Genomic DNA, 25,175 nt, shown 5'->3' on the forward strand with positions numbered 1-25,175 from the left:
AAGTTATTAACATTTTTTGAATGCTACTTACTTGTTTATCCTCTCTGAGCATAAGACAATAGTATTAATTCAACTTTCAAAGGAATGAAAATGTTAGTTCGTTCAATTTTAGTTATCTCGTTACTTCTCCTCTCTGCTTGTAACAGCACTATACAAAACACGCATATAGACAAAAATCAAACTCTTGATGTTAATCACGGGGTGGTAGGCGTTCAAGTGATTAACAATAGCGATGCCTTAGCGGTTAATCATAAAGGTTGGACCGAAGTTATTGTGGTCAGATTAGATAACATGGAGGTTAGAAAGCAGCAAGCTATCGATAAAGCAAAAGAAAAAAAGAACTACTCAATTGATCAGCCTAGAGTTGATTGGAAGCCAGACTTCTACTCGTTAACTCCGACTCAAGAAGGGCTAATCGATAGTCAAATATTTATCGGCTCAATGCCTGATGGTCGCTATATGATCTCCAGTTTATATAGTTTCTATAATGGCGGCGATTATACCTCTTGGTTAACTATGCCTGTAGATGCTATGGCTGGCATTTTTACCGTTAAAAAAGGCCAGTTGACCAATCTAGGTAGCATTGTTTTTCAGCCGTTATTAAATGTGCAGGAAAGGTCATTTTGGAGTCAACAATCTAGTCAAAAAGCCTACGTTACTCGTTTAAATACCTTGCGTTCAATTGACAGTTTTTTATTCACTCACTACCCGAATTTAGCTAACAGCCTAAATTTAGATAATATATTGACGTGGGAAAAAGATGCGTTAGACGGTTTCAGGAGCGAATTGAGTACCTTATCTCGTCAAAATGCATATGGTAAAACAGCTATACCACTGTCGATTCATGGTAAAAGTGTTATCGCGTCTAAATTTGGCCAATTAAAATGGCAAGACAAGCAAGACAAATGGCATCAAATTAATTTAGCGACCAATAGCCAACTTGCTGCGATATTGGAAACAGAACAACAAATCATGGTTGCTGGCGAGCGAGGCGAAATTTTTACTACCAAAGACTGGCAACACGCATGGACACCAGTATCAAGAGTGCCTACAACGGAAGCCATAATTTGGTTTGGGGCGGGTAAAAATAGCTATTATGCGATGACGCAATCAGTCAACGAATATAGTGCGTATAAATTCTCTTCATTGGACAGCGACTGGCAGAAATTAAAAAGCTTTCAACGCAACACTAATAATTTTTTAACCGTCATTGGTGATGTATTTCCTATTATCACTAAGTCTGGCCAGCTATCTGTTTTAAATGATAAAAAACTATTCCAACATGACTTACAAACGGATACTTGGACAGATATTAAAACCGACAGCATGCTAGCCGTTGCCTCCTTACCAAAGGGTGATCTAGTTGGTGTAGAAATCAGTCAGTGGGATGGTATTGGCGATCAAGTTATTAGTCAAAATTCTGGTGAGTCTTGGATATCGATTAATCGCTATATAAAATCTTTTGCCGATGGTGATGCCGAGAAAAGTGTCCCGTTAATGTTAGCCGATGGCACAGTGTTAACTTTAGGACGAGAAGGATTAAAGCCTGCAAACGGCAAGCGTGTGTCGAGTGAGTTGAAAATAATATCAACGCATATTTCAACAGCGAATAATAAAAAAGCGTGGCAATACCATGGCTTCGCTAAATCTGATTGTGAAACCTTGTTAGCGCAAATCTCATCAAAGGAAGAATTATATTTCCTTTGTGATAAAGGCGACATTGTGTTTACCAAAGACTTAGGCATGACATGGCAATATGTGATTGATATTGAAATTGCTGACATGCAACTTAAGTACAATCAATTAATTGAGGCCATAAAAGTTAAAAACAGTAAAGTTGCAAAGTCGAGTCGTACTAGTTTGAATTAGTGCTAAGTTTGTATATTTTCACATAACTATATTCATCTCGAAAGATTATTAGGTCCTAATAGGTTGATGATACGTCAGCCTATTTTTGATCTACAGTCCAAAATCTGAAATTTATTGATCTTGTTTCCCGTCTCACCAAATCAAAACTGAGTCTGTTCACAGGTTCACAATATTAAGCAGTTTTACTGGTTTGTTAACTATTTCGCTGTCATTTTAATATGTTGCACTTTAGTTAAATAAATAATGACACCGCTGTCATTTTTATGGTGTAGTAGTGCAATAAATTTACAAAATACTACTCCAGTATTACGATAAACATGAGGTTTCCCTATGACATTGAAAACAAAAATAATCTTGTTTGCTACCTTGCTATTTGTGTCTAATCTAGGGATTGCTCTGGGCGGTTTACGTGCATTATCAGACTCTAGTCACAGTGATAATATTGCCCGTATTAATCAATTAATGAAAAGTACTGCAAATATTGTGGCTCAATTTGAGCAATTTCAACTATCGGGTGAACTCAGCGAAACGCAAGCTAAGGCATTAGCCATCCAAGTGCTGCGTGAGAACAAATATCACGACTCTGAATATGTTTATGTGGTTGATAATAATATGGACTTTGTTGCCACACCGCATGATCCGCAATTGCATGGAACTAGCTTTAATGACTTTGTTGATGCAGATGGCAAAAGCATTGGTCAAATGGTACAACAACTCGTAGGTAACCAAACTAGCAAGATTTTGACCTATGAATGGACATCAGAGAGAGAAGGTGAAGTCGTTGCATTAACCTCTGTTGTGCAACAATCAGAGTTATGGCATTGGTATGTGGGGACTGGCATCAGCTATGCTGAAGCGGACGCAAGATATTGGTCTGTCGCCAGTGGCTTATTAAGTTTTGCGATTGTTGTGGCAATTATTTTATCGCTTAGCTTGGCTCGATTTGGTTTTAAATTACGTCACTCGCTAGGGGCAGAAATTGAGCAAGTACATCAATTTGTGTTAAGCGTGTCACGGGGTAATTTACGCCAGCATCAAGCCTTCTCTGCCGCACAACGTGATAGTGTGGTGGGCGCAATGAATTATATGCAAGTTGGCTTGCAGGGCGTAGTGAAAGGAATTAAAAGCGTTACTGACACGCTTCATCAGCAGGCAGATGGCTCAGCTAAACGCTCTAATGAGCTAGATCAACTGACGCGGGCAATGCATGATGAAACGCAAATGGTGGCTTCAGCGATTACTGAATTAACCGCATCGTCTGCCAATGTTGTTGAACATGCTAAACAGGCCGCACAGTCGGTTAATGCCGCAGAGCAGCAAGGTATTAATGCCCATAGACTTACCCAAGAATCAGCTAAAACGATTTCGCTATTAGAAAACCAGATTGAAAGCGCGGGTAAAAACATTCAAGTGTTAGACGATGAAGTGAATAACATCGCCAGCGTATTATTAGTGATTCAAGGCATTGCTGAGCAAACCAATTTATTAGCATTGAATGCCGCGATTGAAGCGGCAAGAGCTGGTGAGCAAGGGCGTGGGTTCGCTGTTGTAGCCGATGAGGTTAGGCAGTTAGCGCAGCGCACCCAAACCAGTACTGAACAGATTAAGCAAATGATTGATAAGCTGCAAAAGGCGACCCAAGACGCCAAGGCTTCTGTGGTAGAAAGTATTGCGACCAGTGAAGAAACTGTCACCAAGTCAGCACGGGTAACCGACGAGCTTAAAAATATTGCCCAGTCATTATCTGATATTGCCCATATGAGCCAGCAAATATCACAAGCTGCTACCGAGCAGTTAGCTGCCGGCGAAGACTCTGCCCAGCGCATTGTAGTTATTGCAGACATGGCTTCTAAAACTAATACGGTTTCTGAACAGGCTCACAGTGTCAGTGAAGATGTCAAACAGCTCACCTACAGTTTAGAGGCTGAGATTGAGAAATTCGAAATATAAACAATTATCTATGTGAGAAAAAGGCCGCTGATTAGCGGCCTTTTTATTTGTGTCTATTGTAAAAGTGACTCGCAGTAAAGTACTCAATTTATGGTGACTCTTTAGTTGAGTTAATCGACTTGCTTATAACGAATTATTAACATTTAATAGGGAGCTGATTTTAATATTCTGATAGGGACGAAACATGAAAAGACTGGCAATAGGTTTGATTGCATTATGTTGTACGCCAAGTTGGGCGGAAACCGCACTAATTCACAATATACAAGGCTACAGCGTTAATAATGGCCAATTACAAACATTTTCAGCAGTTAAGTTTACTGACGATAAAATCGAGCAAGTTTATATAGATAAACCTGATTTAGCGCTTGAAAAAGGCGTGACCATGATTGATGGCAAAGGTAAAACATTATTACCGGGTTTAATTGATGCCCATGGTCATGTGCTGGGTTATGGTCAAAGTCTTCAGCGGGTTGACTTAGTGGCCACCCAAAGTGAACTTGATGCCATTAGCCGTGCACAATCTTTTGTAAAACAGACACCTTCACAGGGTTGGTTACTCGGCAGAGGCTGGAACCAAGAGCTATGGGACAGTAAAACATTTCCCACAAAAACTAGCTTAGATAAAGTCTTTGCCGATACTCCAGTCGCATTTGGTCGAGTAGACGGTCATGCATTGTGGGTTAATAGTAAAACTCTCCAGCTCGCCGGTATTACCGCAGCCACTAAAGCACCAGAAGGTGGTGAAATTATTCTAGATAGCCAAGGCCAACCTACGGGCGTGTTAATCGATAACGCGATGAACTTGGTATATGAGGTTATTCCTGGCATGACAGCGGCGCAGCTTGAGTCGACTTTAGTCACGGCAATGGAGTCGCTAGCCTCTTACGGCTTAACCAGTGTGCACGATGCCGGTGTGAGTATTGATAATATTAATGCCTATCAAGCATTGGCCAAAGCTAATGCTATGCCTATTCGTATTAACGCCATGTTGTCGGTTGAAGATCCTCAGTATGCTACTTATCTTGCCAAAGGGCCGTTCAAAACCGCTGACGATATGTTCAAAATGGATAGCGTTAAAATATCGGCAGACGGAGCTTTGGGCAGTCGCGGTGCCTCTTTATTGGCAGATTATAGTGATCAACATGGCCATAAAGGCTTAATGCTGTATTCCAATGACAAGTTAGCTGAGTTAATTCTGGAGTCGATGACAGCAGGGTTTCAGGTTAACACCCATGCCATTGGCGATAACGCCAATAAGGTAGTGCTAGATAACTATCAAACCGCGATAGCAAAAACTAAATCGCCCACCTTAAGGCACAGAGTCGAGCACGCACAAATACTAGAGGTGAGTGATATTAATCGTTTTGCCGAATTAGGAGTAATAGCGTCTATTCAAGCAACCCATGCCACTAGTGATAAGAATATGGCTGAAAATCGTTTAGGCAAAGCACGCTTAGCCGGAGCTTATGCATGGCGCAAGTTATTGAATGCCAATGCCCGTATTGCTAACGGCTCTGATTTTCCGGTGGAATCACCTAACCCTTACTTTGGTTTGCATGCCTCGGTAACCCGTCAAGACCGAGATAATCAACCTTTAGACGGTTGGCTCTCGGCAGAAAAGCTTACCCGTATAGAAGCGCTTGATAGTTTCACATTATCTGCTGCTTACGCTGGTCATCAAGAAACTATAATAGGCTCAATTGAAGTGGGTAAAAAAGCTGATTTCATTTTAGTCAGTGATGACTACTTTGAGGTTGAGCCTGAAGATATTTGGCGCAGTAAAGTGATAAGTACCTGGGTTAATGGTCGTTTAGTGTATCAAAATAGTCAATTTGATATGTGATGCACAAGTTCAAATAGCCATAATAATTACCAATAAAAAAGCCTCAAAAAGAGGCTTTTATTGGTGTTTATAATGCATTGAGTTGAGATATCACTCAGCTAAGCGTTTTTCTAGCTCAGTGACTTGGGCTTGCAAAGCTTCTAACTTTTCACGGGTTTTTAATAGCACATGTTGTTGTACTTCAAATTCTTCGCGCGACACCACATCTAATTTCATCAGTTGGTTCTGTAACACCTGTTTACTGCGCTCTTCAAACTCTGCTGCAAATTGCTTAACACCGCTGGGTAAGTTTTCGCTGAGCTGTTTGGCCACTTCTTCTATTTTCTTTGGATTAATCATGATTTGCCTTCCTACGCCAATATTGCAGCCATTGTAGCTTAGGCAGGTGCTGGCAGCAAAATATGACGTCAAAATTGTTAACTCTACCAAGTTACCATCTGCTATGATCCGCCTTCGTGTTTAATAGTGGGAAAGTTATTTAATGAAACTCAATCCAGGACAGAATGAAGCAGTACATTATGTCTCAGGCCCTTGTCTGGTCTTAGCTGGCGCTGGCAGTGGTAAAACGCGAGTTATCATTAATAAAATAGCTTACCTAGTCGAAAAGTGTGGCTATAAAGCGCGCAATATCGCTGCGGTAACCTTTACCAATAAAGCCGCTCGAGAGATGAAAGAACGTGTGGCTCAGTCTATGGGCCGTAAAGAAGCGCGTGGGTTATGGATTTCTACTTTTCACACCCTGGGGCTAGAAATCATTAAGCGTGAACACAAAGTGTTAGGCTTAAAAGCGGGCTTTTCACTGTTTGATGATCAAGACACATTTGCACTATTAAAAGAGCTAACCCAAGACGAGTTAGATGAAGATAAAGATTTAATTAAATCTTTGGCGTCAGCCATTTCTAATTGGAAGGGTGGGTTGGTCATTCCACAGCAAGCGCGCAAGCTAGCTAAAGATGAGCAAGGGCAGTTATTTGCCATGTTGTATCAGCGCTATGCGCAGCACATGAAAGCGTATAATGCATTAGACTTTGATGATTTAATTCTTATTCCTACATTATTACTGCGCATGAATGAAGAAGTGCGCACCCGTTGGCAAACTCGCATTCAATACTTGCTGGTGGATGAGTATCAAGACACCAATACCAGCCAATATGAATTAGTGAAGTTGTTGGTGGGAGAGCGTTCAAGATTTACCGTTGTGGGCGATGACGATCAATCTATTTACTCATGGCGCGGGGCTAAACCGCAAAATTTAGTCCTATTAGGCACTGATTTTCCCAGGCTTAAATTGATTAAACTGGAGCAAAACTATCGCTCCAGCCAGCGTATTTTACGTGCGGCTAATATCTTGATTGCTAATAACCCCCATGTGTATGAAAAGGCTCTATTCAGTGAATTAGCCTATGGCGAACCATTGCGGGTATTGATTGCAGCGAACGAAGAACAAGAAGCTGAGCGAGTGATTGCGGAAATTATTCGGCATAAGTTTGTTGGCCGTACCCAATTTGGTCAATACGCCATTTTATACCGTGGCAACCATCAATCGCGCTTACTTGAGCGGGCGTTGATGACCAACCGTATTCCTTACAAGCTCAGTGGTGGTACGTCGTTTTTTTCCCGCGCTGAAATTAAAGACATTATGGCTTACCTGCGTTTAGTGGTTAATCCCGATGATGATAATGCATTTCTGCGGGTAGTGAATTTACCTAAGCGTGGTATTGGTCCTGCAACCTTAGAACGCTTAGGCAACTTTGCCAATCAAAAACATATTTCAATGTTTGAAGCTATTTTTGATGCGGGCTTAAACCATGAACTGGCACCTGCCGCGATAAAATCTTTATATCAGTTTGGCCAGTTTATTGTTGATACAGGAGAGATAGCCAAGCGGGGCGAATCTGTCGATGCGATTAAAAAGTTGATCCGCAGTATTAACTATGAAGATTACTTGTACGAGACCAGTACAAGCGCCAAAGCGGCTGAAATGCGGATGAAGAATATTTCAGAACTGTATCGCTGGGTCACCGAAATGCTCGAGGGTGATGAGTTGGATGAGCCGATGACTTTACCCGAGGTGGTAACACGACTCACTTTACGCGACATGATGGAGCGTAATAGTGAAGATGAAGGCGGCGATCAAGTACAGTTAATGACATTACATGCTTCAAAAGGATTGGAGTTCCCATTTGTGTTTATGGTGGGCGTAGAAGAGCGTATTTTGCCGCACCAATCGAGTATTGATGAAGATAACGTTGATGAAGAGCGGCGCTTAGCTTATGTAGGCATTACGCGAGCGCAACGTGAGCTGTGGTTTGTTATTTGCCGCGAACGTCGTCAGTTTGGTGAAACAATGCGCTGTGAGCCAAGTCGTTTCTTGATGGAGTTACCACAGGATGATTTAATTTGGGAAAATCGCAAACCACAACAAACAGAACAGCAAAGAGTCGAGTCGGGTAAAAGTAACATTGCCAATCTAAGGGATATGTTTAAAAAGTAATACGTCTAGGTGAGGTTTAAAAGGTGATATTTAACGTGTGTGCCGCCTGAGTTAAAGGGCGAAGGCGATTGTCAAATGAGTAAGCAAGGCTAAAATTAATCAGTGTGCGTGCTTTAACGCTCGTCCTTGACCTATTCGGTAGCCCAATTCTAAAAATTGTTGGCGTTGTTGTAAGGTATCAACACCTGTTGCCACAATCTTTAAATCTAATGCATCAGCCGATAAGCGGTAAGCCTTAACTAATTTCAATTGGTTTTCGTTGAGTAAATGTTTGCTGATTTCGTTATCTAACATCAAAGTTGATATCGGTAAAAAGCTCAAGCTACTGAGTGAGCTATAACCCGTCCCAAAGTGATCAACGCCAATATTCCCCCCAAGTTGCTTAATAATATCAAATGCGTTGAGATGATTCTCAGTGTCTTTAACTAGGGACTTTTCATTGAAGAATAGGGTTAATTTAGATAAATCTATTTCGCTACTTTTGACGGTTTTTTTCAAATTTCGCAGCGCGTATTTATGCTTTACATGTTGGCTTGAAATAGACATATATAGTTGTATGTCTTGACCAAATTGTTGCTTCAGTTGAGGATAGTCTTGGTTTAATCGTTTGAAAATATAATCATCCAGTACGAGTTCGAGTTGTGAGCTATTGGCCAGCTGCAGTAATTTAGCATGGTCCCATTTTCCATGTTTATCATGGTGCCAGTGTGTTTTGGGCTCAATCGCCAGCACGGTTGTTTGATCGATGTCGTATATTGGATGGTAATCTATTTTAATTTGTTGTTGATTGATAGCCTGCTTTAACTGCTGGTCTAAATCATATTGTAGTTCGGACTGGTAGCTTAGTTTACTGTCGAAAATGATATAGCAGCCTTTACCATTTGATTTAGCTTTATACATGGCTTTGTCAGCATCACGTAATATGGACTCGCCGGTTTCTAATTGGCTGGTACTACTGAACGCAATCCCAATACTGGCTCCCGAAACAAAGTCTTGATTGGCTAACAAATATGGCTGACTGATTTGATGCAAAATCCGTTCACTCACCTCTACAGCATCTTGAGTACCATGAATAGTATCAAGTAATACCACGAACTCATCTCCACCCATTCTGGCTAAGGTATCATTTTCACGAATACAATTGTTTAATCGCTTTGCGGTTTCAATTAAAAACCGATCGCCTTCAAGATGACCAAAAGTATCATTTATTACTTTAAAGCGGTCTAAATCGATGAACAGTAACGCAAACTGGTCTAAGCCATGGCGCCTAACATGTTTCAATGCTTGTGATAATCGCTCCATAAGATAATTGCGGTTAGGCAGACCGGTTAAATTATCATGCTGGGCATCGTGAACAAGCTGCGCTTCAATTTTACGGCGCTGATTAACTTCTTCCTGTAGATTGATATTCATTTGTGCCAGGGCTTGGGTTCGCGTAGTCACTTTTTCTTCGAGCAATTCATGGCTGCGCTTTAATGAATAAACCGCATCTTTGCGTTCAATCGCATTAGCAATATGTTGTGAAACGAAAGTCAGCAGTTCAAGATCTTTGATTTGATAATTTTGTTTTGTATCTAAACTGTAAATGGTTAGCGCACCGACAACTTCGCCCTTAATCACTAATGGTATGCCTATCCATTGATGCATCATTTCAGTTCTATTCAGTGCCGGTGATTGGGCATAAATGTCACCATGCTTAATCAAGGTTTTAATATCATCACCACTGAGTAGCCTTGGCTGCTTGTGTTGCAAAATATATTCGGTTAAACCATCTTGCATTGGGCGGCTGGCTGGATGTTCACTGTCCATTTCCGATACATAAAATGGAAATGACAAAGTATTATTTTTATCAATGAAAGAGATAAAACAATTTTGTGCGGGTAAAAGTTGGCTAATAATTTGATGAATACGATTATAAAAATCATGCTCGGCAACATTGGAAGCAGATAAGTCAGCTATTTCGAATAATGACTTTTGTAAGTTTTCTGCTTTTACTCGCTCTTTTACTTCTGATTTAAGGCTGTTATACGCTTGGCTTAATTCTCGAGTACGCTCTTCGATCGCTAATTCAAGTTGCTCGTTATGTTGCAGACGCTCCATCACACCAGAAATATGGTGGCTAATAAAGCCCATTAATTCGAGTTCAAGTTCACCGTAATTAATGTGCTCATTGTAACTTTGAACCACCAGTACACCGCTGACAATATCTTGGTTTTTAATGGGTACCCCAAGCCATTGATGGCATGGTGACCCTAAGCCTTCAATTTCTCCCTGCTCAATGAGTTGATTAAAGCCAGCGTCGTCACAGAGTAAAGGTTTACCTTTTCGAAGCACATAGCCCGTTATACCGCGCTTTAAAATGGCAGAGATTTCTTCATCAGGGTATAGCTCAGTTGGGTGGGGATCTTTCTCATCGGCAAAAAAAGGTAAACTCATCATGCCAGTTTTGGGGTTCTGGGACGCGATAAAAAAGTTGTCAGCAGGAATTAAGCGTTGTAAATGTTGATGAACTCCAATATAGAAATCATCTAAAGATGCCGCTTTAGTAGCAATGTTAGAGATACCTAATAAAGCATTTTGAATGATTTCCGCCCGTTTATATTTAGCGGCCAAACGCTTTAAACGCATAACACGGCGTTGAAGTGATTCAACGTTATTGGTTAGCTTTGGATAATTAACTTCCTTATCTATCATTAGCAGTTGCTTTATCCCATTAAATACCAAAAAGAAATCCGTTATTTCAACACCTATAATTAGCATAGTTTGATACGTGATCCAAGTAATATTATGTCACGTACAATGGTGATAATTGCAGCTGATGAGTCAAAAGTTAATCAGTCAGTTAAAAAAAGTAAATCAGGGCTAGACGTGGAGGCAATTTATCCTTAGTATATGCGTCGCTAACCAAGGCGAGCGCCCATAGCTCAGCTGGATAGAGCGTACCCCTCCGGAGGGTAAGGCCGAAGGTTCGAATCCTTCTGGGCGCACCATTCGGTAGTATGTTTTGTCGGATTTGGTTAGTAAGATTGAAAGTCAGTGGTGATTGTAGCTCAGTTGGTAGAGTCCCGGATTGTGATTCCGGTTGTCGTGGGTTCGAACCCCATCAGTCACCCCATTCAATTTATTGTTTTATGTATATTTCGGTGATTAGCGCAGCCCGGTAGCGCATCTCGTTTGGGACGAGAGGGTCAGAGGTTCGAATCCTCTATCACCGACCACATTCCCGCTTTCTTATAGCGAATTTAGCCTCAACGTTAAATAAATATCAGACTTGTTTTCAAGTAAAAATCTCGGTGATTAGCGCAGCCCGGTAGCGCATCTCGTTTGGGACGAGAGGGTCAGAGGTTCGAATCCTCTATCACCGACCACATAAAGCAAAAAGCCACTCTTATGAGTGGCTTTTTGCTATCTGAAATAAAATATTTTTAATAAGATTAATAACCTACTTTAACTGATTGTGATTTAACCGGCAGTTGCTTAACGGATAGTTGCTTAACTAATTGCAGCTTAGCTGACTGTGCTGGGTATAAAAATGCCAGCGATTAAGCTGGCATAGTGATCTTGATTAATGACCGATTAGTCTTCTACGCGTACGCCCCACACATCGTGCTCGTCGGCATGAATAATTTGCACCCAAATTTGATCGCCAGGTTGTACGTCAAACTCGTCGGTTAAATACACTTTACCGTCAATTTCTGGTGCGTCCATGTATGAGCGGCCAATAGCGCCTTCGGTGTTCACTTCATCAATTAAGATTAAATACTCTTGACCAATACGGGCTTGCAGCTTGTCTGCGCTTATTTGCGCCTGTAAAGCCATAAAGCGTTGTAACCTGTCTTCCATAACATCGTCAGGCACATGGTCCGGTAAGTCGTTGGCTTTAGCGCCTTTTACTGGCGAGTATTTAAAACAACCTACGCGATCTAATTGTGCTTCTTCTAAAAAGTCTAATAACTCTTCAAACTCTTCTTCGGTTTCACCTGGGAAACCAACAATAAAGGTTGAACGGATCACCAATTCTGGGCAAATTTCGCGCCATTTAGCAATTCGTTCTAACACTTTGTCTGAGCTACCTGGGCGTTTCATCAATTTAAGGATGCGTTTATTGGCATGCTGAAACGGAATGTCCAAATACGGTAAAATGCTGCCCTGCGCCATTAATGGAATAATGTCATCCACATGCGGATAAGGGTAAACATAATGTAAACGCACCCAAACACCTTGTTTTGCTAACTCTTCACAAAGCTGCTGCATGTGAGTTTTGATTGGCATGCCGTCCCAAAATGCCGTTTTATGTTTTACATCGACACCATAGGCTGAGGTGTCTTGTGAAATAATCAATAATTCTTTAACGCCAGCTTTGACTAAACGCTGCGCTTCACCTAACACATCACCAATGGGACGAGAGTCTAAATCACCGCGCATAGAAGGAATAATGCAGAAAGTACAACGGTGGTTACAACCCTCTGATATTTTTAAATAGGCGTAATGTTTAGGGGTCAGCTTAATACCATGATCTGGCACTAAATCGATTAATGGATTGTGTTTTGGTTTTTCAACATGCTGATGAACCTGTTTAAGTACTTCGTCATACGCATGTGGGCCGGTTACGCCTAGTACGTTAGGGTGTAGCTCAATAATTTCATCTTTCTTAACCCCCAAGCAACCTGTTACCAGTACTTTACCATTAGCTGCTAATGCTTCGCCGATAGTGTCTAAAGATTCTTGTACCGCACTGTCAATAAAGCCACAGGTATTAACGATAACCATGTCAGCATCGGCATAAGTAGAGACTACGTCATAGCCTTCTGTACGTAGCTGGGTAAGAATACGTTCTGAATCGACAAGGTTTTTTGGACAGCCAAGACTAACAAAACCAATTTTAGCCGCGCTAGCTTGTATTGGGCTATTTAGGCTTAATGCTGATTTTGCTTGTTCCTCTATGACCTTCTTGGGTGTCGCTAGGGTAGTGGTTTGTTTAGGGTCATAGTGATTAACAGTCATAGTGCCTCTATAAATAGGTATAAAAAAACGAGTAGATAACAGCCAAAATTGGAGTGGCGGAATTATACAGCAGTCTTTTTGCTATTACAGCTAATGAAAGCAACGCGGGGAAGTTTTTATTGTGTGGCAATAGAGGTTCGATTGAACCTCTATGTGAGTGAGTGTGCTAAAACCATCTTATTGTTAACTAAATAGCCTCGTTTAAGACTTGTTGGCGTTTTTGTTTTGACTGCACTTTAGATTGACGTCGTTGCCAATATAAATAAAATCCGGTGAAGGCTAAAAATACTGGCATCAAGCCTAAAAAACACCAAATGATACGTGTGATTAAGCCACCAAAATAACCAAAGTGTAATTTACGAAAACTGTCGATAAAAACCATTAAAAAACCTGCTTGGCGAATATCTTGCTTTGACAGTAATTTTCCGCTCATTTTATCAAAACTGACCACGCTGCTGTATTCGCTATTCAGTGGGTTTGTGGTGTCGACTTGTCCGTAAAAATCGATATTCCGCTCAGGTTCGTGCGGCATGGCAAGGTAACCTGCTTGGAAACTGTCTATTTCTTTGGATGACTGTTGACGTAATTGCTCGAAGGAAATATCTAAGCCGTGCAAAGGTTTAGTGATATAAACATGCTCGCCGTCGCCGTGTTCCGTGACTTCATGAATAATGCCGCTGATATTCCAGTAAGCTCCGGTAAAAGCCAATATAATCATTACTGGCGAGCTAATGATACCGATCATTTTATGAATGTCGCTGTACAAAATACGCTTTACGGCACCTAAACGTAGGGTGAATAATTTTGTCCAAAATCGACGGTAAATAATCATACCGCTGATCCCTAAAAATAACATGATGAGTGCCGCAATAAAGGCTATTGAAGCCCCTTTTACATGGAGTAAAAATGAGTAATGTAGTTCGAGTAGCCAGTCGGTGATGTAGTGGTCCACAGGTTGAGCTTGTGACAAAAGCTGCCCTGTGTATTGATTAATATAGACTTTATTCCAATCTTCTGTGCCGCGTTTAATCAGGTAGGCAGCATCTGAGCGTGACTTATCATCAAATAACTCCCATCCACCTAACTCATAATCAGGATTAGCCCCTAACGTGGTTTGCATTAAGGTGTCTAAATTAACTCTTGGCGTTGTGGGCAGTGCATCGACAAGCATGTGCGCGGGTCTCAGTAGACTATCTATTTCCACCTTGAAAATCAGTATGCTGCCGGTTATCGACATAATTAAGATAGGCAACATGGCAATTAGTGCACCATAGGAGTGCCATTTAAAGAGGGTTTTTCTCATGCTTACCTCTGTGTAGGTTGTCTGTGCTTTAGATTCGGTTTGACACTTATCATGGCAAAGTAATAGCGCAGAATTTTCTACGCTATTGTTTGTGTATGGTTTGATTAGTGATTACAAACGCCAGCTCATTGTGGCGCTGTAATTAGCAGGTGCACCGTAAAATCCCTGTGCCCAATAAAGACTGGTAAGGTATTTTTCATCGGTAACATTGTTGGCATTAACAGTGAGGTCAAGGCTGTCGGTAAAGTGATATTTAGCCATTAAATCAACAATGGCATAGGCTTTTTGATGAGTCGTAATTTCTTGTCCTGCATTAATGAAGTCAGCACCAACCACGCCTTGTGAGCGCTGTATATCATCTTGCCAACGCATATTAAACCCAAATGTGAGCCCTTCAATTAAGGCTAAGTCATAGGTGGCGGCAAATTTAAATAACTTACTTGGAGTGTAAGCTGCAACTTGGTCATTACCTTTAATATCAAAGTCGGTATAACCAATACTTGCGTTTAATCCAGGGTAAATTTCGCCTGCAATATCCAGTTCAAAACCATTACTGCTAATGCCATCTGAGCCGATATAGCGACGTTCTGTCGGAGGTAGCTGACTTGTACGAGGGTCTACCATAGCAAGATTGGTTTGTTGAATATCAAAATAGGCTAAGGTGGTAATCAGATTGCCATTGAATAGCTCACTTTTAAGACCCACCTCTTGGCTTTCGCCGGTTACTGGGGCTAATGTGTTGTCATTAATATCTAATTCACGCTGTGCGGTGAATGTTTCGGTATAGCTGGCGTAGGCCAATAATTCAGGAATGAAGCGATAGGTCATGCCAAGGTAAGGAATAAATTGCGCATCTTCTACATCTTGAACATTACCGTATGATTCACCCGCGGCCTGCCAGTCGTTATAGCGGCCTCCAGCAATGACATAAAAATCTTCAAACAGATTAAACCGACCGGTAAAGTAAGCTGCTTTTTGGGTTGCGCTGACATCGCTGCCACGCAGATCGTCTTTAAAGGTGGGCTTTGGGGTGTTACCGTCCCAGGTATTTAAATCTGGCATTGCAGGGAAGCCATTTCCCGTGCTGTAGTCGTATAGTGAGGTGTCTGTGTAGTCCATTTGGGCATAATTGATGCCTGTAACAATTTGATGCTCTCTACCAAATAGCGTGACATCACCATTGATATAGATATCTGCTAGGTTATGATTTTCGTCTAAATCATATTCACTACCATAACCAGTTAACCCAAGTTCGGTTGTTTTGTTTGGTGTTCCAAAGACATAAAATAGCTCGGTATCTTCATCGGTAACTTTGTGCGAATAAGTTGCGCGTAAACGCCAGTTATCAGAAAAGTAATGGCTTAATTCAACTACAGTATTTTGCTTTTCAACTTGCCAGTTAGACCAATTGGCTGAAGTGTTGGTTGAACGGTCATAGTTTGTTGGACTGCCATCAGTGTAATACAGCGGTAATGCGCCCCAGTTGTTACCTTTAGCATCATTATCAATATAGCTGTGGCTGATAGACAGGCTGGTATCATCGGTAAATTTGGCGTCAATAAAGGCATAAAGTACCGTTTTATCAGTTTTATAGCGGTCTAAGTAGGAGTCTTTAGTTTGTTTGACTGCAACTACTCTGGCGGCAACAGTATCATTTAATTGAGCAGTGCCATCCACTTCTAAACGTAGGTTGTCCCAGCTGCCATAACTGGCTAGCATATTAAGTTGGTTATCATCTGTTGGGCGTTTACGAATAAAGTTAACCGTTGCAGATGGATTACCCACACCTGTCATTAAGCCGTTTGCGCCACGTATGACTTCAACGCGATCGTATATCGCGGTGTCTTCATCAGCATGGTTATTACCTGAGGTAAGCGGCAAGCCAACACCGTCGATTTGAAAATTAGTGACATCAAAGCCACGAGCCGTGTAATAGGTGCGGTCGGTTTCAATGCGTTCTACGTTAATGCCTGTTGCAGTATCGAGCGCAGAGTTAATGTCATTTAATTGAAAATCGCGCAGTTGTGCATCTGTTATCACCGATACTGATTGCGGTATGTCGCTGATGGCTAAATCAAGGCGTGATGCTCCACTGGCAGAATGTGCATTGTAGCCTTGAATATATCTTCCCTTAACCTCAATCGTTTCAACACTAGGGTCAAGTTGATCTACCGCTTCATTTTGGGTCTCATTTGGGGTTTCAGCATGCAGTTGACTGATAGGAGTCAGTGCGAGAAGTATGGCATATGACAGTGTTAATCGTTTCATTTTTGATCATCTTTATAGCGAGCGAAGAAAACGCGGTTAATGCGCAGCGGTAATTTGCAGGCATAGTTTATATAAATAACACACTAATCTAAATAGAAATGATTACTATTTACATTGGTGGTGAATTGTAAAGAAAACCGAAGAGCGTTCGTTATTAGAAAACCGGAAATTGCAGATTCAGGATTGAATCCTGTAAAAATAAGGAGAGTTTTTTTGGACTTATGGAGCAGTTTAAAAAATATTTTCATGCTGAAAGCTTTTCTGTACGACATTGTTTTTGGTGGGTTTTATCTAGGTTGTATTAGATTTCTTCTGCTCTTAATAATGGAGGGTAAGCGTAGGTAATTGAATTTATGATGAGTAAATATAATATTGTTAACTGATTTTGATTATTTAACGCATTTTTTCGCCGCTATCATTCAAGCCTAAGAGTCTCAAAAACGTATTTCCTTGATATGGGTTTTCCGGATACATCCCTTAAAATAAACAGCGCCAAACCGAAAGGCAGGGCGCTGTTTAGGGTGTTAATAGAGCAGCCGATTAACCTTATTAGGTAATAAGTTTAGCTACTGCAGCCATCAGAATTTCTAGAGTTGATATAGCGAACATCTTTCGCCGTGTCATAATTAATAGGATCAAGTGTTCCATGCTTTTTGATGAATTGATAAAGCATATCGGCATCAACAAAGCCTGTGTCTCTCGCCTTTTCCTTCAACTTTGGATATTTGTTACCGCCCGCAGCATTATAGCTAGGGAGGGTAAATCGATAGTTATTCTCTAGCTTGAAGGGCTTGTCACCAATAGCACTGATATCAACATCCTTAGCTTTACAGTCAACGGTCATCTTGATGCCGCTGAAGTGGGCAAAGCCTCCAGAGCCTTGAGTCATAAGCGCAACCTTAGACAAATACTTTTTCAGTTCGACACCATTCATCTCAGTCACAGTGACACTGTTAGAAAAAGGCAGCACCTCAAGCACATCACGATAACGAATAGGCCCTTTCTTTATGGTGGTACGAATACCGCCGGAGTTCATGATGCCAAAATCTGCTGGCACAGATAGCAGAGTCTGAGCATGGGCTATCATAATCCCTAGAGGTGTCGCTTGGTAACGAACAACCTTTCGATCTCCAATGAAATCGGCCTTTGCTACACCAATCTCCTCTCGCAGTTTTACCTGACCATTGCGCTGATATGGACGCAGTAATTCGAGGGTTTCCGGATCTTTGGGGGTTAGCATAGAAGAATGCTGCATAAAACCATACTTGGTTTCAGTGTTCACTGGAACTAGCTCGTAGTTTGCCAGATGAAGCTCGCCACCGTAGTATTCAAAGTCAGCACGGCCAATAAATTTACCCCATTCGTAGGCTTGCATGATCCAAGTGCCATTTTGACGATCAGGCTTACAAGGCTCATCTCGAGCATATTTCTTTACGTACTCACCCGTGTCCCCTTCCATACAGACAGGCAACTGTGAGTGACCGCCAATGATGGCTTGAATCTGCCCCGGTTCAAGACTGCGAGCCAGAGCTACATCACCCGGAGCATTACTGCCATGTCTACCATTTTCATAGTGACCCATGTGAGTCAGACCAAAGACTAGATCTGGTTGATACTGTTCTTTAAGCTCTGCCAAAACCGCTTTCGCTTCAGCTTGAGCTGAAGTGAATTTTAGATTTTCAACGTACTCTGGGTTGCCTATCTCTGCGGTCTGCTCGGTAGTTAAACCAACAACGGCTAACTTTAAGCCCTGAACTTCGAATAGCTTGTAGGGCTCAAAGTAGCGTTGCCATTCACCATCGACTTGGCGATAGATGTTGGCTGATAACCAAGGGAATTTTGACCAGCTCCTTTGCTTATCCATCACTGTTGATGGATTATCAAACTCATGGTTACCGACGGCCATGGCGTCATAACCGAGGTGGTTCATGCCGATAAAATCTGGCTCGGCGTCTTGAAGATCAGACTCAGGAACGCCAGTATTGATGTCGCCACCGGAGAGCAGTAAAACCTGGCCTCCTTGTTCAATCACCTCTTTGCGGATCTGATCAAGAATGGTTTTGCGTGCTGCCATACCATACCCACCGTTTTCACTATGCCAAAAACGGCCATGGTGGTCATTGGTATGCAGGAGGGTGAAGCGCTTGCAGTCATCGCCTGCAGCGATACAGGCGACAGATGCCGTCACCTTAGGCGCTTTAGGAGCCTCTTCTAGCTTTTTCTTACCACAGCCACTCAATGTCAACGCAAGTGCGATAGCTGAGCAGGTAAGAAGTCGGCCAGAAGGAAGGAGTGAAGTATTCATAATAATCCTTCAATATTAAACAGATACACATTGCCACTAGCTTTATCATCGTGAGAGAAATGCGCCAAGATGAGATATAAGACAACGGCAGTACAGTTAAAAAAAAGCAGCAGCCAGAACGATACCGGTGCTGCTTTATAGGCTTAACTGATGATTAGCCTTGGCGGCGACGCAACCACATTAGCGGCAGCAGCAGAGTCATAAAACCACCTAAGCTACCCGCACCCTCTGGCTTAGTCCAACCAGTATCTTCGGTGTTTATTACCTCAATACTAACAGACTTACTGAAGCTTTCTTCGTCAACAGTTGCCGTAAGCTCGAACACAAGAACTTGATCGATATTGACGCTAGGAGATGTGACATCCAGTGTCAGACCTGCAGCAGTAAACACTGCCGTGTCTCCAGATACTTGCTTCCAGCTGTATTGAGTCCCTTCTGGCGCATCCGTAACTGTCGCTGTGATAGTCGTTTTATCACCTTCGGTCACTTTAGTTGTTCCAGCAAACTCTACATTTAGAGTCAAAGGCACGTTCATCACGCTCAAGCTAACATCTTTGATTGTTTCTAAAGTACCGTCGCTGATGGTCAAGGTGAAGTTCAATGTCTCATCGGCTTTAACCATTGGTGCAGTCAGAGACAAGATAGCCTCACTGCCAACAACAGTCTTCTCATCACCAACAATCTGCTCCCACTTGTAAGTAAGGACAACACCTTCGCCAGCTTTGATTGCAGAGGCATCTATGGTGTAAGCAGCGCCTTCAGTGACACTATCAGGAGTAACGATATCGCCTTCGACTTCCAAAACAGGGTTTGGATCGTCACCACAGACTGCACCATACACTTCTTTTACTAACTCAGGACGGTCAATGAAAGGGTTACGGTTGCCCTGATATTTGTATACCTGGTTGTTACGATTCTGCTCGTAGGTATCAATAGCATCTAACTGGTTCCATGCATACAGAGTACAAAGCGTACCGATCAGCGGCTCGCTATCCTCTGCTGTAGTCGTCAGACGATCTACCACGACAAGATCTGGCATTTGAGTCGTAGCAGTATCCGTGCCTTGATAACGAGTATCCATGTACATGAGCATACGAGCGACATCGCCTTTCACCTCATCACGAGGCTCCCAACAGTCCGTCGTTTTGTCTAGATAGTTACCCGTACCTACACCGTTGAATAGTACCTCTTCGCCTGTATCCTTACACGCACCAAAGTCATTGTTGCTTCGTGCAGAGTTAATACCAGGATCTGATGGACGTAGGTGATGGGCATCGGTATACCCCCACTGAGACTCGCTTGGGAAGCCATGACTCTTAGCCCAAACGTGCTCACGGTTCCATTTACCCACACCGCTACCACTACCCAGATTGTCGTACTTTGATATAGAGCTACCTGTGTAGATCTCAATAACATTTTTATCGTTAGCAGGATCTTGATCTGCGTAGGTTAGCGTGCTCCAAACCTGCTTATAGGTCAGTTGCTTGTGATTTTTCGCAATGATAACAGACAGGGCATTCTTCAGCTCTTCTGCAGTATTAAACTCGCCACTCAGTACATCTGAGTAATAGATCTCAGCATTGAACGTCGTAGGATCGGCAACCGGAGTCAGCGTCTCGCAACCCGTACAAGGACCTGTTTCCGGCTCTGGTACTGGAGGTGTTACTGAACCATCGCAGGCATTTTCACCAGCACAACCTAGGCCATCAGCGGTATCAACATCGAATACTGCCCACTGATTGTTGGCACCTGGGAAATCTGCTTCGGCCACAGTATCACCAGCTGTTACACTGGCTTTACGACGTAAGGTCTTATTCGCACTAGAGAAATTAGCATCGTTTGGATCGGTCCAAGCAGAACCAGGGTCTTCGCCGCGTTTACCGAAGCGATCGATAACCACGTCATCTTTGGTTAATACTAGGGCATCATCACCGTTGAAGAAAGTGACGGTAGAAGCATTGCCGATTTTAAACGCATCTGCGGCCCCTGAGTTATGGAATACCAGACTTTTTCCTGGCGCTAAAGTGCCTGTTAAAGTCTCTGTATTACCTGGATCCGTACTACCATTACCAAACAGAGTTAGCTTGTAAACATTAGCATCTAGATCGATGGCGGTGCCACCAACGTTTGAAATCTCAATCGCTTTGTTGTTGCTGCTGCCTTCGATGTATTCGGTTAGCAACAGTAAGCCTGGAGTTGCTTCAGAGCTACAAGCGCTTTCACCTGAGCAGCCAAGGCCATCAGAAGTGTCTGTATCAAACACTACCCACTGATTGACAGCACCAGGGAAATCAGCCTCGGCCACTGTATCACCGGCGGTAACGCTGGCCTTACGACGCAGTGTCTTATTCGCGGTGGAGAAATTTGCGTCGTTTGGATCAGTCCAAGCAGAGCCAGGGTCTTCGCCACGCTTACCGAAGCGATCGATAACCGCGTCGTCTTTGGTTAGTACTAGTGCATCATCACCGTTGAAAAATGTTACGGTTGAAGCGTTGCCCACTTTAAACGCATCAGCAGCACCAGAATTGTGGAAAACTAGGCTCTTTCCTGGCTGCAGAGTGCCAGTCAGCGTCTCAGTGTTACCTGGTGCTGATGCGTCAGCACCATTGCCAAATAGTGTCAGCTTATAAACGTTAGCATCCAGATCGATAGCACTGCTACCTAGATTGGATATTTCAATGGCTTTGTTGTTGCTGCTGCCTTCAATGTACTCAGTAATCAGTAAGTCAGCACTCGCCGCAGAAGAAAAAGCGCCCAGAACTATGGCAGTCGCGGTGGCAACTGCATTAATTTTAATTCTCATAATGTTATCTCTTTTGAATCTTTGATGGGAAGCGCACTGCCCGAAAGCAGGCGCTTCATTATCTAGTTGATCGCTTATTTGCGCAGACGACGGCGAATCGCTGCCAATCCGAACAGGGATAACAAGCTGATAAAGCCGGCGCTACCAGCTTTACCATTACCACCAGTGTTATCGGTTTCTTCTTCGACAATGTCGGCAATCAAAGAGTCGCGACTAGATACCTTCGCTAGGAATGTTTGCTGAGACCCTTCTACAAGTTGGCCATTACGCATTAACTTTACAGTCACGTTGTAGATAGCTGATGGCGCACCGAAGACCTCGAAATTCACCAAAGCTGTCGTGCCATTAGAAAGGACCACATTAGGCAGCAGCAGTTGGGTCAAATCTAAACGCTGTTCATCATCATAAGGACTCATACTGATAGTTGCGATATCGCCCACTTGAGCAGAAATATCGGTCGGGATCTGGTAAGGGACCTTGATCAGCTTATTCAGTTTTGTCAGGTTCAGAGGCACGTCAGCATCCGCATCACCAGGCTTATAGCTAAGGCTAATGAGTGCAGGGTCGTGATCCGACGCGCGATACATGTCCGCTTTGTAAAACTTATGCGCGCCAGTACCGTCGATACTACCTTTAAAGCTGTTTTGGTAGTCATACAGGCCGGTCTCTGCAGCGTTAACATGCCAGTCAGTGGCATCAATCACGCGATCTTTCAGAGAAGGCGAGATCAAAATGTGATCAAGCGATCCTATTTCGTCACTGAAAGAGTAACTCCAAGGCGTCTTACCCTTCTCTTCAAACTTTTCACCGACAATATCGATGTAGCCGTACGTCTTAGTGATAGTGACTGGAGAGCCATCTTCGTTAAACTGAGGCTTAGGCCCAAGGAAAGTGTGGCTAGCAGTGACGATCGTCTTATTACGTGGGTTCTCGGTAAGAACCAGTACAGGATCTTCTTTACCATAGGCGTTCAAATCACCAAGGATGATCTTATCCCCACGCACATCTAGCATCTCTTCACCTAAGTGCACGGCACCGGCTACGCGGAACTCGGCACAAGACCCTTGGTAATCTAGATCGGGTGCTTCACGGTTGTTCCAAGTTGTGGCATTGCCAAACTCAAGACCTTGCCATTCTTCCCAACAAGTAGAGCCTTTTGACTTAAGGTGATTTACAGCTAGCGTCAAGCGCTTGCCTGTTTGGTTAACGATAAAGGTTACCACCAAGGCATCGCGGTGGTAGTTTTGACCGTCTTCTAAGATCTCTTGATTTTGATCTTTGATCACCTCACCTAAGTCGTTGACGATAGTAGGCGCTCTTTGCTGAGGCATTGGGATAACGCGAGTGCGCTCAATGCTCATCTTGCTTGGGCGATAGATGATACCTGTAGCAATTGCGTCAGAACCAATGGCGTCTAGATTATCCAGCATTTGATTGCCGTTGTTGTCAAAACCAACAAACACATAACGGTTTTCAGTAGAGGTAGGGCCATTGTAATCCTGGGCGCGCTCATCCACATACTGGATATTGACCTGGTTCACAATCTCTGCAATGGCACTGTCATTGCCAAAACCGTTGTTTTCAATCTCCATCAGGGCCATCACATCAGCATCCTGAGCACGAATAATTTCTACCAGCTTAGTTCTCTGGTGAATGTATTCATCGTAGGTATCAGCGCCTCGGCTCTGACCAAAGTTGTTATTGTCGCCACCGAAAGGAGAGTTAAAGAAGTTAAACAGGTTCTGACTGGCAACACGGATGGCAAACTCATCTTCTGCCACTGTGTCACTCAGGTCAGGTTTCTTAGTACGCGGTAGGTTGTGAATAAAGTTATCACTCGTCAACTGATTGGTTATGGTCAGGCTGTAGTCCTGGTCATACTTATCAGTGCCAGGGATCAGCTCGGTTTCATATTGACTGATCACACCCTGCGCATTAACGAGACTATCGTCGATACGAATATAGTTAGTGTGTGGGTCACTGTTAAAGCCTGCGTAATAAGGCAACTCGGTGCCGTTGGATTTAGGCGAACTTTCAATCACTAAACGATAGTCATTGTTCTGCTCATAAGCCGCTTTAGACTCTGGGCTTCCAGCAACATGCAAGTGGTTAGGCTGTAAATTAGGACGCTTATAAGCCGCCACCATGTTGTTACGACCGTTAGGAGTTGACAGGTAGTTGTAGCTGAAGCTGCGAGCAATACGCATATCTTGGTCGCCATCAGTCTGAGGATCCAGATCTGTAGGCAAGTTAACCAACATACCTTCATAGCGTTCTAGGGTCTTATCGAAAGAGCCGTTATCAGCGCTAATAACCTCAATATCTGTAGGCAGCGTTAGAATGTTAGTATCAGTCACGTTCCAGCTAAATGCAGTATCAGCTGACAGTTGCGTCTGGCCTTGGTATTCAGCTACTTTACTACCAACACAAACAGTCTGACCTACTTTTAGATCACCAGCAGCGCTAGAGCTAACAAAGATACCATCGGAAGTCTCTGAGTCGTTGTCAGAAACAAGATTGCGAAGATAGAAGCCTTCGTTAGGGATAGAAACCTTAACTGAGATGATCCCCTCTACGGCAACTTTTTCATCTGATTCAGTCTTACCTTCAGCAATTAAAGGCGAGGTAAAGCCTGTCCCCTGAACTTCGCTAGGAGACATGATTTCACTCTTATCCGTTGGACAAGTGAAAATATCCATGATGTCGGCAGCATCAGCAGCGGGCAGCTCTGATTTACCTAAATCATCAAATCTCATTGGTAAGATGTTCTGCCACTTAGTCGCATCGAAGGTGCCTGATTGAGCGGGATTGTTGCCATCAGCGGCTTGTTTACGACGTAAAGTGGTATTCGGTGCCCACTTGCTACCGTCATTCACTGCTCCAACACGATCAATAACTGTATCACCATTTTTCAGGAAAAAGCCGTCATTGCTGGTCATGAACAGGTTGTTATACCTATTGCTGCTGTCATATGTAGAGACAACAACTGTGCCACCTTGAGTCGCAATAGCATTACGAAACTCTTCAGTCGATCGACTATTAACAATAACCATAGACGCGCCGGAGGCAAGCGTCTGACCACTCAACAGCGGCTTAGCATCAGCGTTGAGTAACTCGTTGTCATACTTACCGTCAGAGCGTTGGAAAGCTGTAATATCATCAGTAAAAGTGAAGGCATCAGAGCCTGTATTAGTGATCTCAACCGCGCCAACATTAGCATCGGCACTTTGGGTCATTTCGGTGATCAGCAGGTCTTGAACGCCAGCGAAGGCGCCCATGCTGATGGTGCTGGCTATGGCCAGCGATAGGAAACTTTTTTTCATAGTAAACTCTATA

The 25,175-nt window shown here is 43.0% G+C and carries 12 protein-coding genes and 4 tRNA genes; 8 read left to right on the forward strand and 8 right to left on the reverse strand.

Annotated features, from left to right (window positions below):
- Nucleotides 1-90 precede the first annotated feature (90 nt).
- The 3 genes from ACRWQM_RS01780 (at nucleotide 91) to ACRWQM_RS01790 (ending at nucleotide 5,662) form a co-directional block, all read left to right on the forward strand.
- Entirely contained in the window at nucleotides 91-1,869 is a 1,779-nt protein-coding gene (locus ACRWQM_RS01780) for a hypothetical protein (protein ID WP_434931060.1), read from the forward strand.
- A 330-nt stretch (nucleotides 1,870-2,199) separates the two neighbouring features.
- On the forward strand, nucleotides 2,200-3,819 hold the full coding sequence (locus tag ACRWQM_RS01785; protein ID WP_434931061.1) for a methyl-accepting chemotaxis protein: 1,620 nt from the start codon (nucleotides 2,200-2,202) through the stop codon (nucleotides 3,817-3,819).
- A gap of 184 nt (nucleotides 3,820-4,003) precedes the next feature.
- Complete coding sequence (locus ACRWQM_RS01790) at nucleotides 4,004-5,662, forward strand: amidohydrolase (protein ID WP_434931062.1); 1,659 nt, start codon at nucleotides 4,004-4,006, stop codon at nucleotides 5,660-5,662.
- 90 nt (nucleotides 5,663-5,752) lie between these two features.
- On the opposite strand, the gene ubiK is transcribed toward ACRWQM_RS01790, so the two are convergent.
- On the reverse strand, nucleotides 5,753-6,001 hold the full coding sequence (gene ubiK, locus ACRWQM_RS01795; protein ID WP_226412923.1) for a ubiquinone biosynthesis accessory factor UbiK: 249 nt from the start codon (nucleotides 5,999-6,001) through the stop codon (nucleotides 5,753-5,755).
- A gap of 142 nt (nucleotides 6,002-6,143) precedes the next feature.
- Between ubiK and rep the strand changes: the two genes are divergently transcribed.
- Nucleotides 6,144-8,156, forward strand: a complete 2,013-nt coding sequence (rep, locus tag ACRWQM_RS01800; RefSeq protein WP_434931063.1) for a DNA helicase Rep — start codon at nucleotides 6,144-6,146, stop codon at nucleotides 8,154-8,156.
- A gap of 99 nt (nucleotides 8,157-8,255) precedes the next feature.
- Here the strand turns inward: rep and ACRWQM_RS01805 are convergent, their stop codons facing one another.
- Complete coding sequence (locus tag ACRWQM_RS01805; RefSeq protein ID WP_434931064.1) at nucleotides 8,256-10,850, reverse strand: diguanylate cyclase domain-containing protein; 2,595 nt, start codon at nucleotides 10,848-10,850, stop codon at nucleotides 8,256-8,258.
- Between the two features lie 219 nt (nucleotides 10,851-11,069).
- On the opposite strand from ACRWQM_RS01805, the gene ACRWQM_RS01810 reads away from it, so the two are divergent.
- The 4 genes from ACRWQM_RS01810 to ACRWQM_RS01825 all read left to right on the forward strand — a co-directional run bounded on the left by ACRWQM_RS01810 (nucleotide 11,070) and on the right by ACRWQM_RS01825 (nucleotide 11,524).
- A tRNA-Arg gene (locus ACRWQM_RS01810) sits at nucleotides 11,070-11,146 on the forward strand.
- 49 nt (nucleotides 11,147-11,195) lie between these two features.
- Nucleotides 11,196-11,271 (forward strand) — tRNA-His (locus tag ACRWQM_RS01815).
- Between the two features lie 26 nt (nucleotides 11,272-11,297).
- Nucleotides 11,298-11,374: transfer RNA gene (locus ACRWQM_RS01820), tRNA-Pro, on the forward strand.
- Nucleotides 11,375-11,447: 73 nt separating this feature from the next.
- Nucleotides 11,448-11,524: transfer RNA gene (locus ACRWQM_RS01825), tRNA-Pro, on the forward strand.
- A 208-nt stretch (nucleotides 11,525-11,732) separates the two neighbouring features.
- Here ACRWQM_RS01825 and rimO read toward each other — a convergent pair.
- The 6 genes from rimO to ACRWQM_RS01855 all read right to left on the reverse strand — a co-directional run bounded on the left by rimO (nucleotide 11,733) and on the right by ACRWQM_RS01855 (nucleotide 25,162).
- Nucleotides 11,733-13,160, reverse strand: a complete 1,428-nt coding sequence (gene rimO / locus ACRWQM_RS01830; protein WP_434927333.1) for a 30S ribosomal protein S12 methylthiotransferase RimO — start codon at nucleotides 13,158-13,160, stop codon at nucleotides 11,733-11,735.
- 187 nt (nucleotides 13,161-13,347) lie between these two features.
- The gene (locus ACRWQM_RS01835) at nucleotides 13,348-14,463 is read right to left on the reverse strand and encodes a PepSY-associated TM helix domain-containing protein (RefSeq protein WP_434931065.1); all 1,116 of its coding nucleotides are present in this window, start codon (nucleotides 14,461-14,463) and stop codon (nucleotides 13,348-13,350) included.
- A gap of 111 nt (nucleotides 14,464-14,574) precedes the next feature.
- The gene (locus ACRWQM_RS01840; protein ID WP_434931066.1) at nucleotides 14,575-16,731 is read right to left on the reverse strand and encodes a TonB-dependent siderophore receptor; all 2,157 of its coding nucleotides are present in this window, start codon (nucleotides 16,729-16,731) and stop codon (nucleotides 14,575-14,577) included.
- 562 nt (nucleotides 16,732-17,293) lie between these two features.
- Complete coding sequence (ushA, locus tag ACRWQM_RS01845; RefSeq protein ID WP_434931067.1) at nucleotides 17,294-19,036, reverse strand: bifunctional UDP-sugar hydrolase/5'-nucleotidase UshA; 1,743 nt, start codon at nucleotides 19,034-19,036, stop codon at nucleotides 17,294-17,296.
- Between the two features lie 154 nt (nucleotides 19,037-19,190).
- A complete protein-coding gene (locus tag ACRWQM_RS01850; RefSeq protein WP_434931068.1) occupies nucleotides 19,191-21,839 on the reverse strand; it encodes an endonuclease in 2,649 nt (882 codons plus the stop codon).
- Between the two features lie 74 nt (nucleotides 21,840-21,913).
- Complete coding sequence (locus ACRWQM_RS01855) at nucleotides 21,914-25,162, reverse strand: ExeM/NucH family extracellular endonuclease (RefSeq protein ID WP_434931069.1); 3,249 nt, start codon at nucleotides 25,160-25,162, stop codon at nucleotides 21,914-21,916.
- Between the last annotated feature and the right edge of the window lie 13 nt (nucleotides 25,163-25,175).

It is taken from the genome of Shewanella sp. HL-SH5 (genome assembly GCF_051163755.1).
GTDB lineage: Bacteria > Pseudomonadota > Gammaproteobacteria > Enterobacterales > Shewanellaceae > Shewanella > Shewanella glacialimarina.

Excerpts from the sequence above, each read along its gene's own strand:
- rimO (WP_434927333.1), bottom strand. The coding sequence starts at position 13,160 with ATGACTGTTAATCACTATGACCCTAAACAAACCACTACCCTAGCGACA.
- ACRWQM_RS01840 (WP_434931066.1), bottom strand. The coding sequence starts at position 16,731 with ATGAAACGATTAACACTGTCATATGCCATACTTCTCGCACTGACTCCT.
- ACRWQM_RS01780 (WP_434931060.1), top strand. The coding sequence starts at position 91 with ATGTTAGTTCGTTCAATTTTAGTTATCTCGTTACTTCTCCTCTCTGCT.
- rep (WP_434931063.1), top strand. The coding sequence starts at position 6,144 with ATGAAACTCAATCCAGGACAGAATGAAGCAGTACATTATGTCTCAGGC.
- ACRWQM_RS01805 (WP_434931064.1), bottom strand. The coding sequence starts at position 10,850 with ATGATAGATAAGGAAGTTAATTATCCAAAGCTAACCAATAACGTTGAA.
- ACRWQM_RS01855 (WP_434931069.1), bottom strand. The coding sequence starts at position 25,162 with ATGAAAAAAAGTTTCCTATCGCTGGCCATAGCCAGCACCATCAGCATG.
- ACRWQM_RS01835 (WP_434931065.1), bottom strand. The coding sequence starts at position 14,463 with ATGAGAAAAACCCTCTTTAAATGGCACTCCTATGGTGCACTAATTGCC.
- ubiK (WP_226412923.1), bottom strand. The coding sequence starts at position 6,001 with ATGATTAATCCAAAGAAAATAGAAGAAGTGGCCAAACAGCTCAGCGAA.
- ushA (WP_434931067.1), bottom strand. The coding sequence starts at position 19,036 with ATGAATACTTCACTCCTTCCTTCTGGCCGACTTCTTACCTGCTCAGCT.
- ACRWQM_RS01850 (WP_434931068.1), bottom strand. The coding sequence starts at position 21,839 with ATGAGAATTAAAATTAATGCAGTTGCCACCGCGACTGCCATAGTTCTG.
- ACRWQM_RS01785 (WP_434931061.1), top strand. The coding sequence starts at position 2,200 with ATGACATTGAAAACAAAAATAATCTTGTTTGCTACCTTGCTATTTGTG.
- ACRWQM_RS01790 (WP_434931062.1), top strand. The coding sequence starts at position 4,004 with ATGAAAAGACTGGCAATAGGTTTGATTGCATTATGTTGTACGCCAAGT.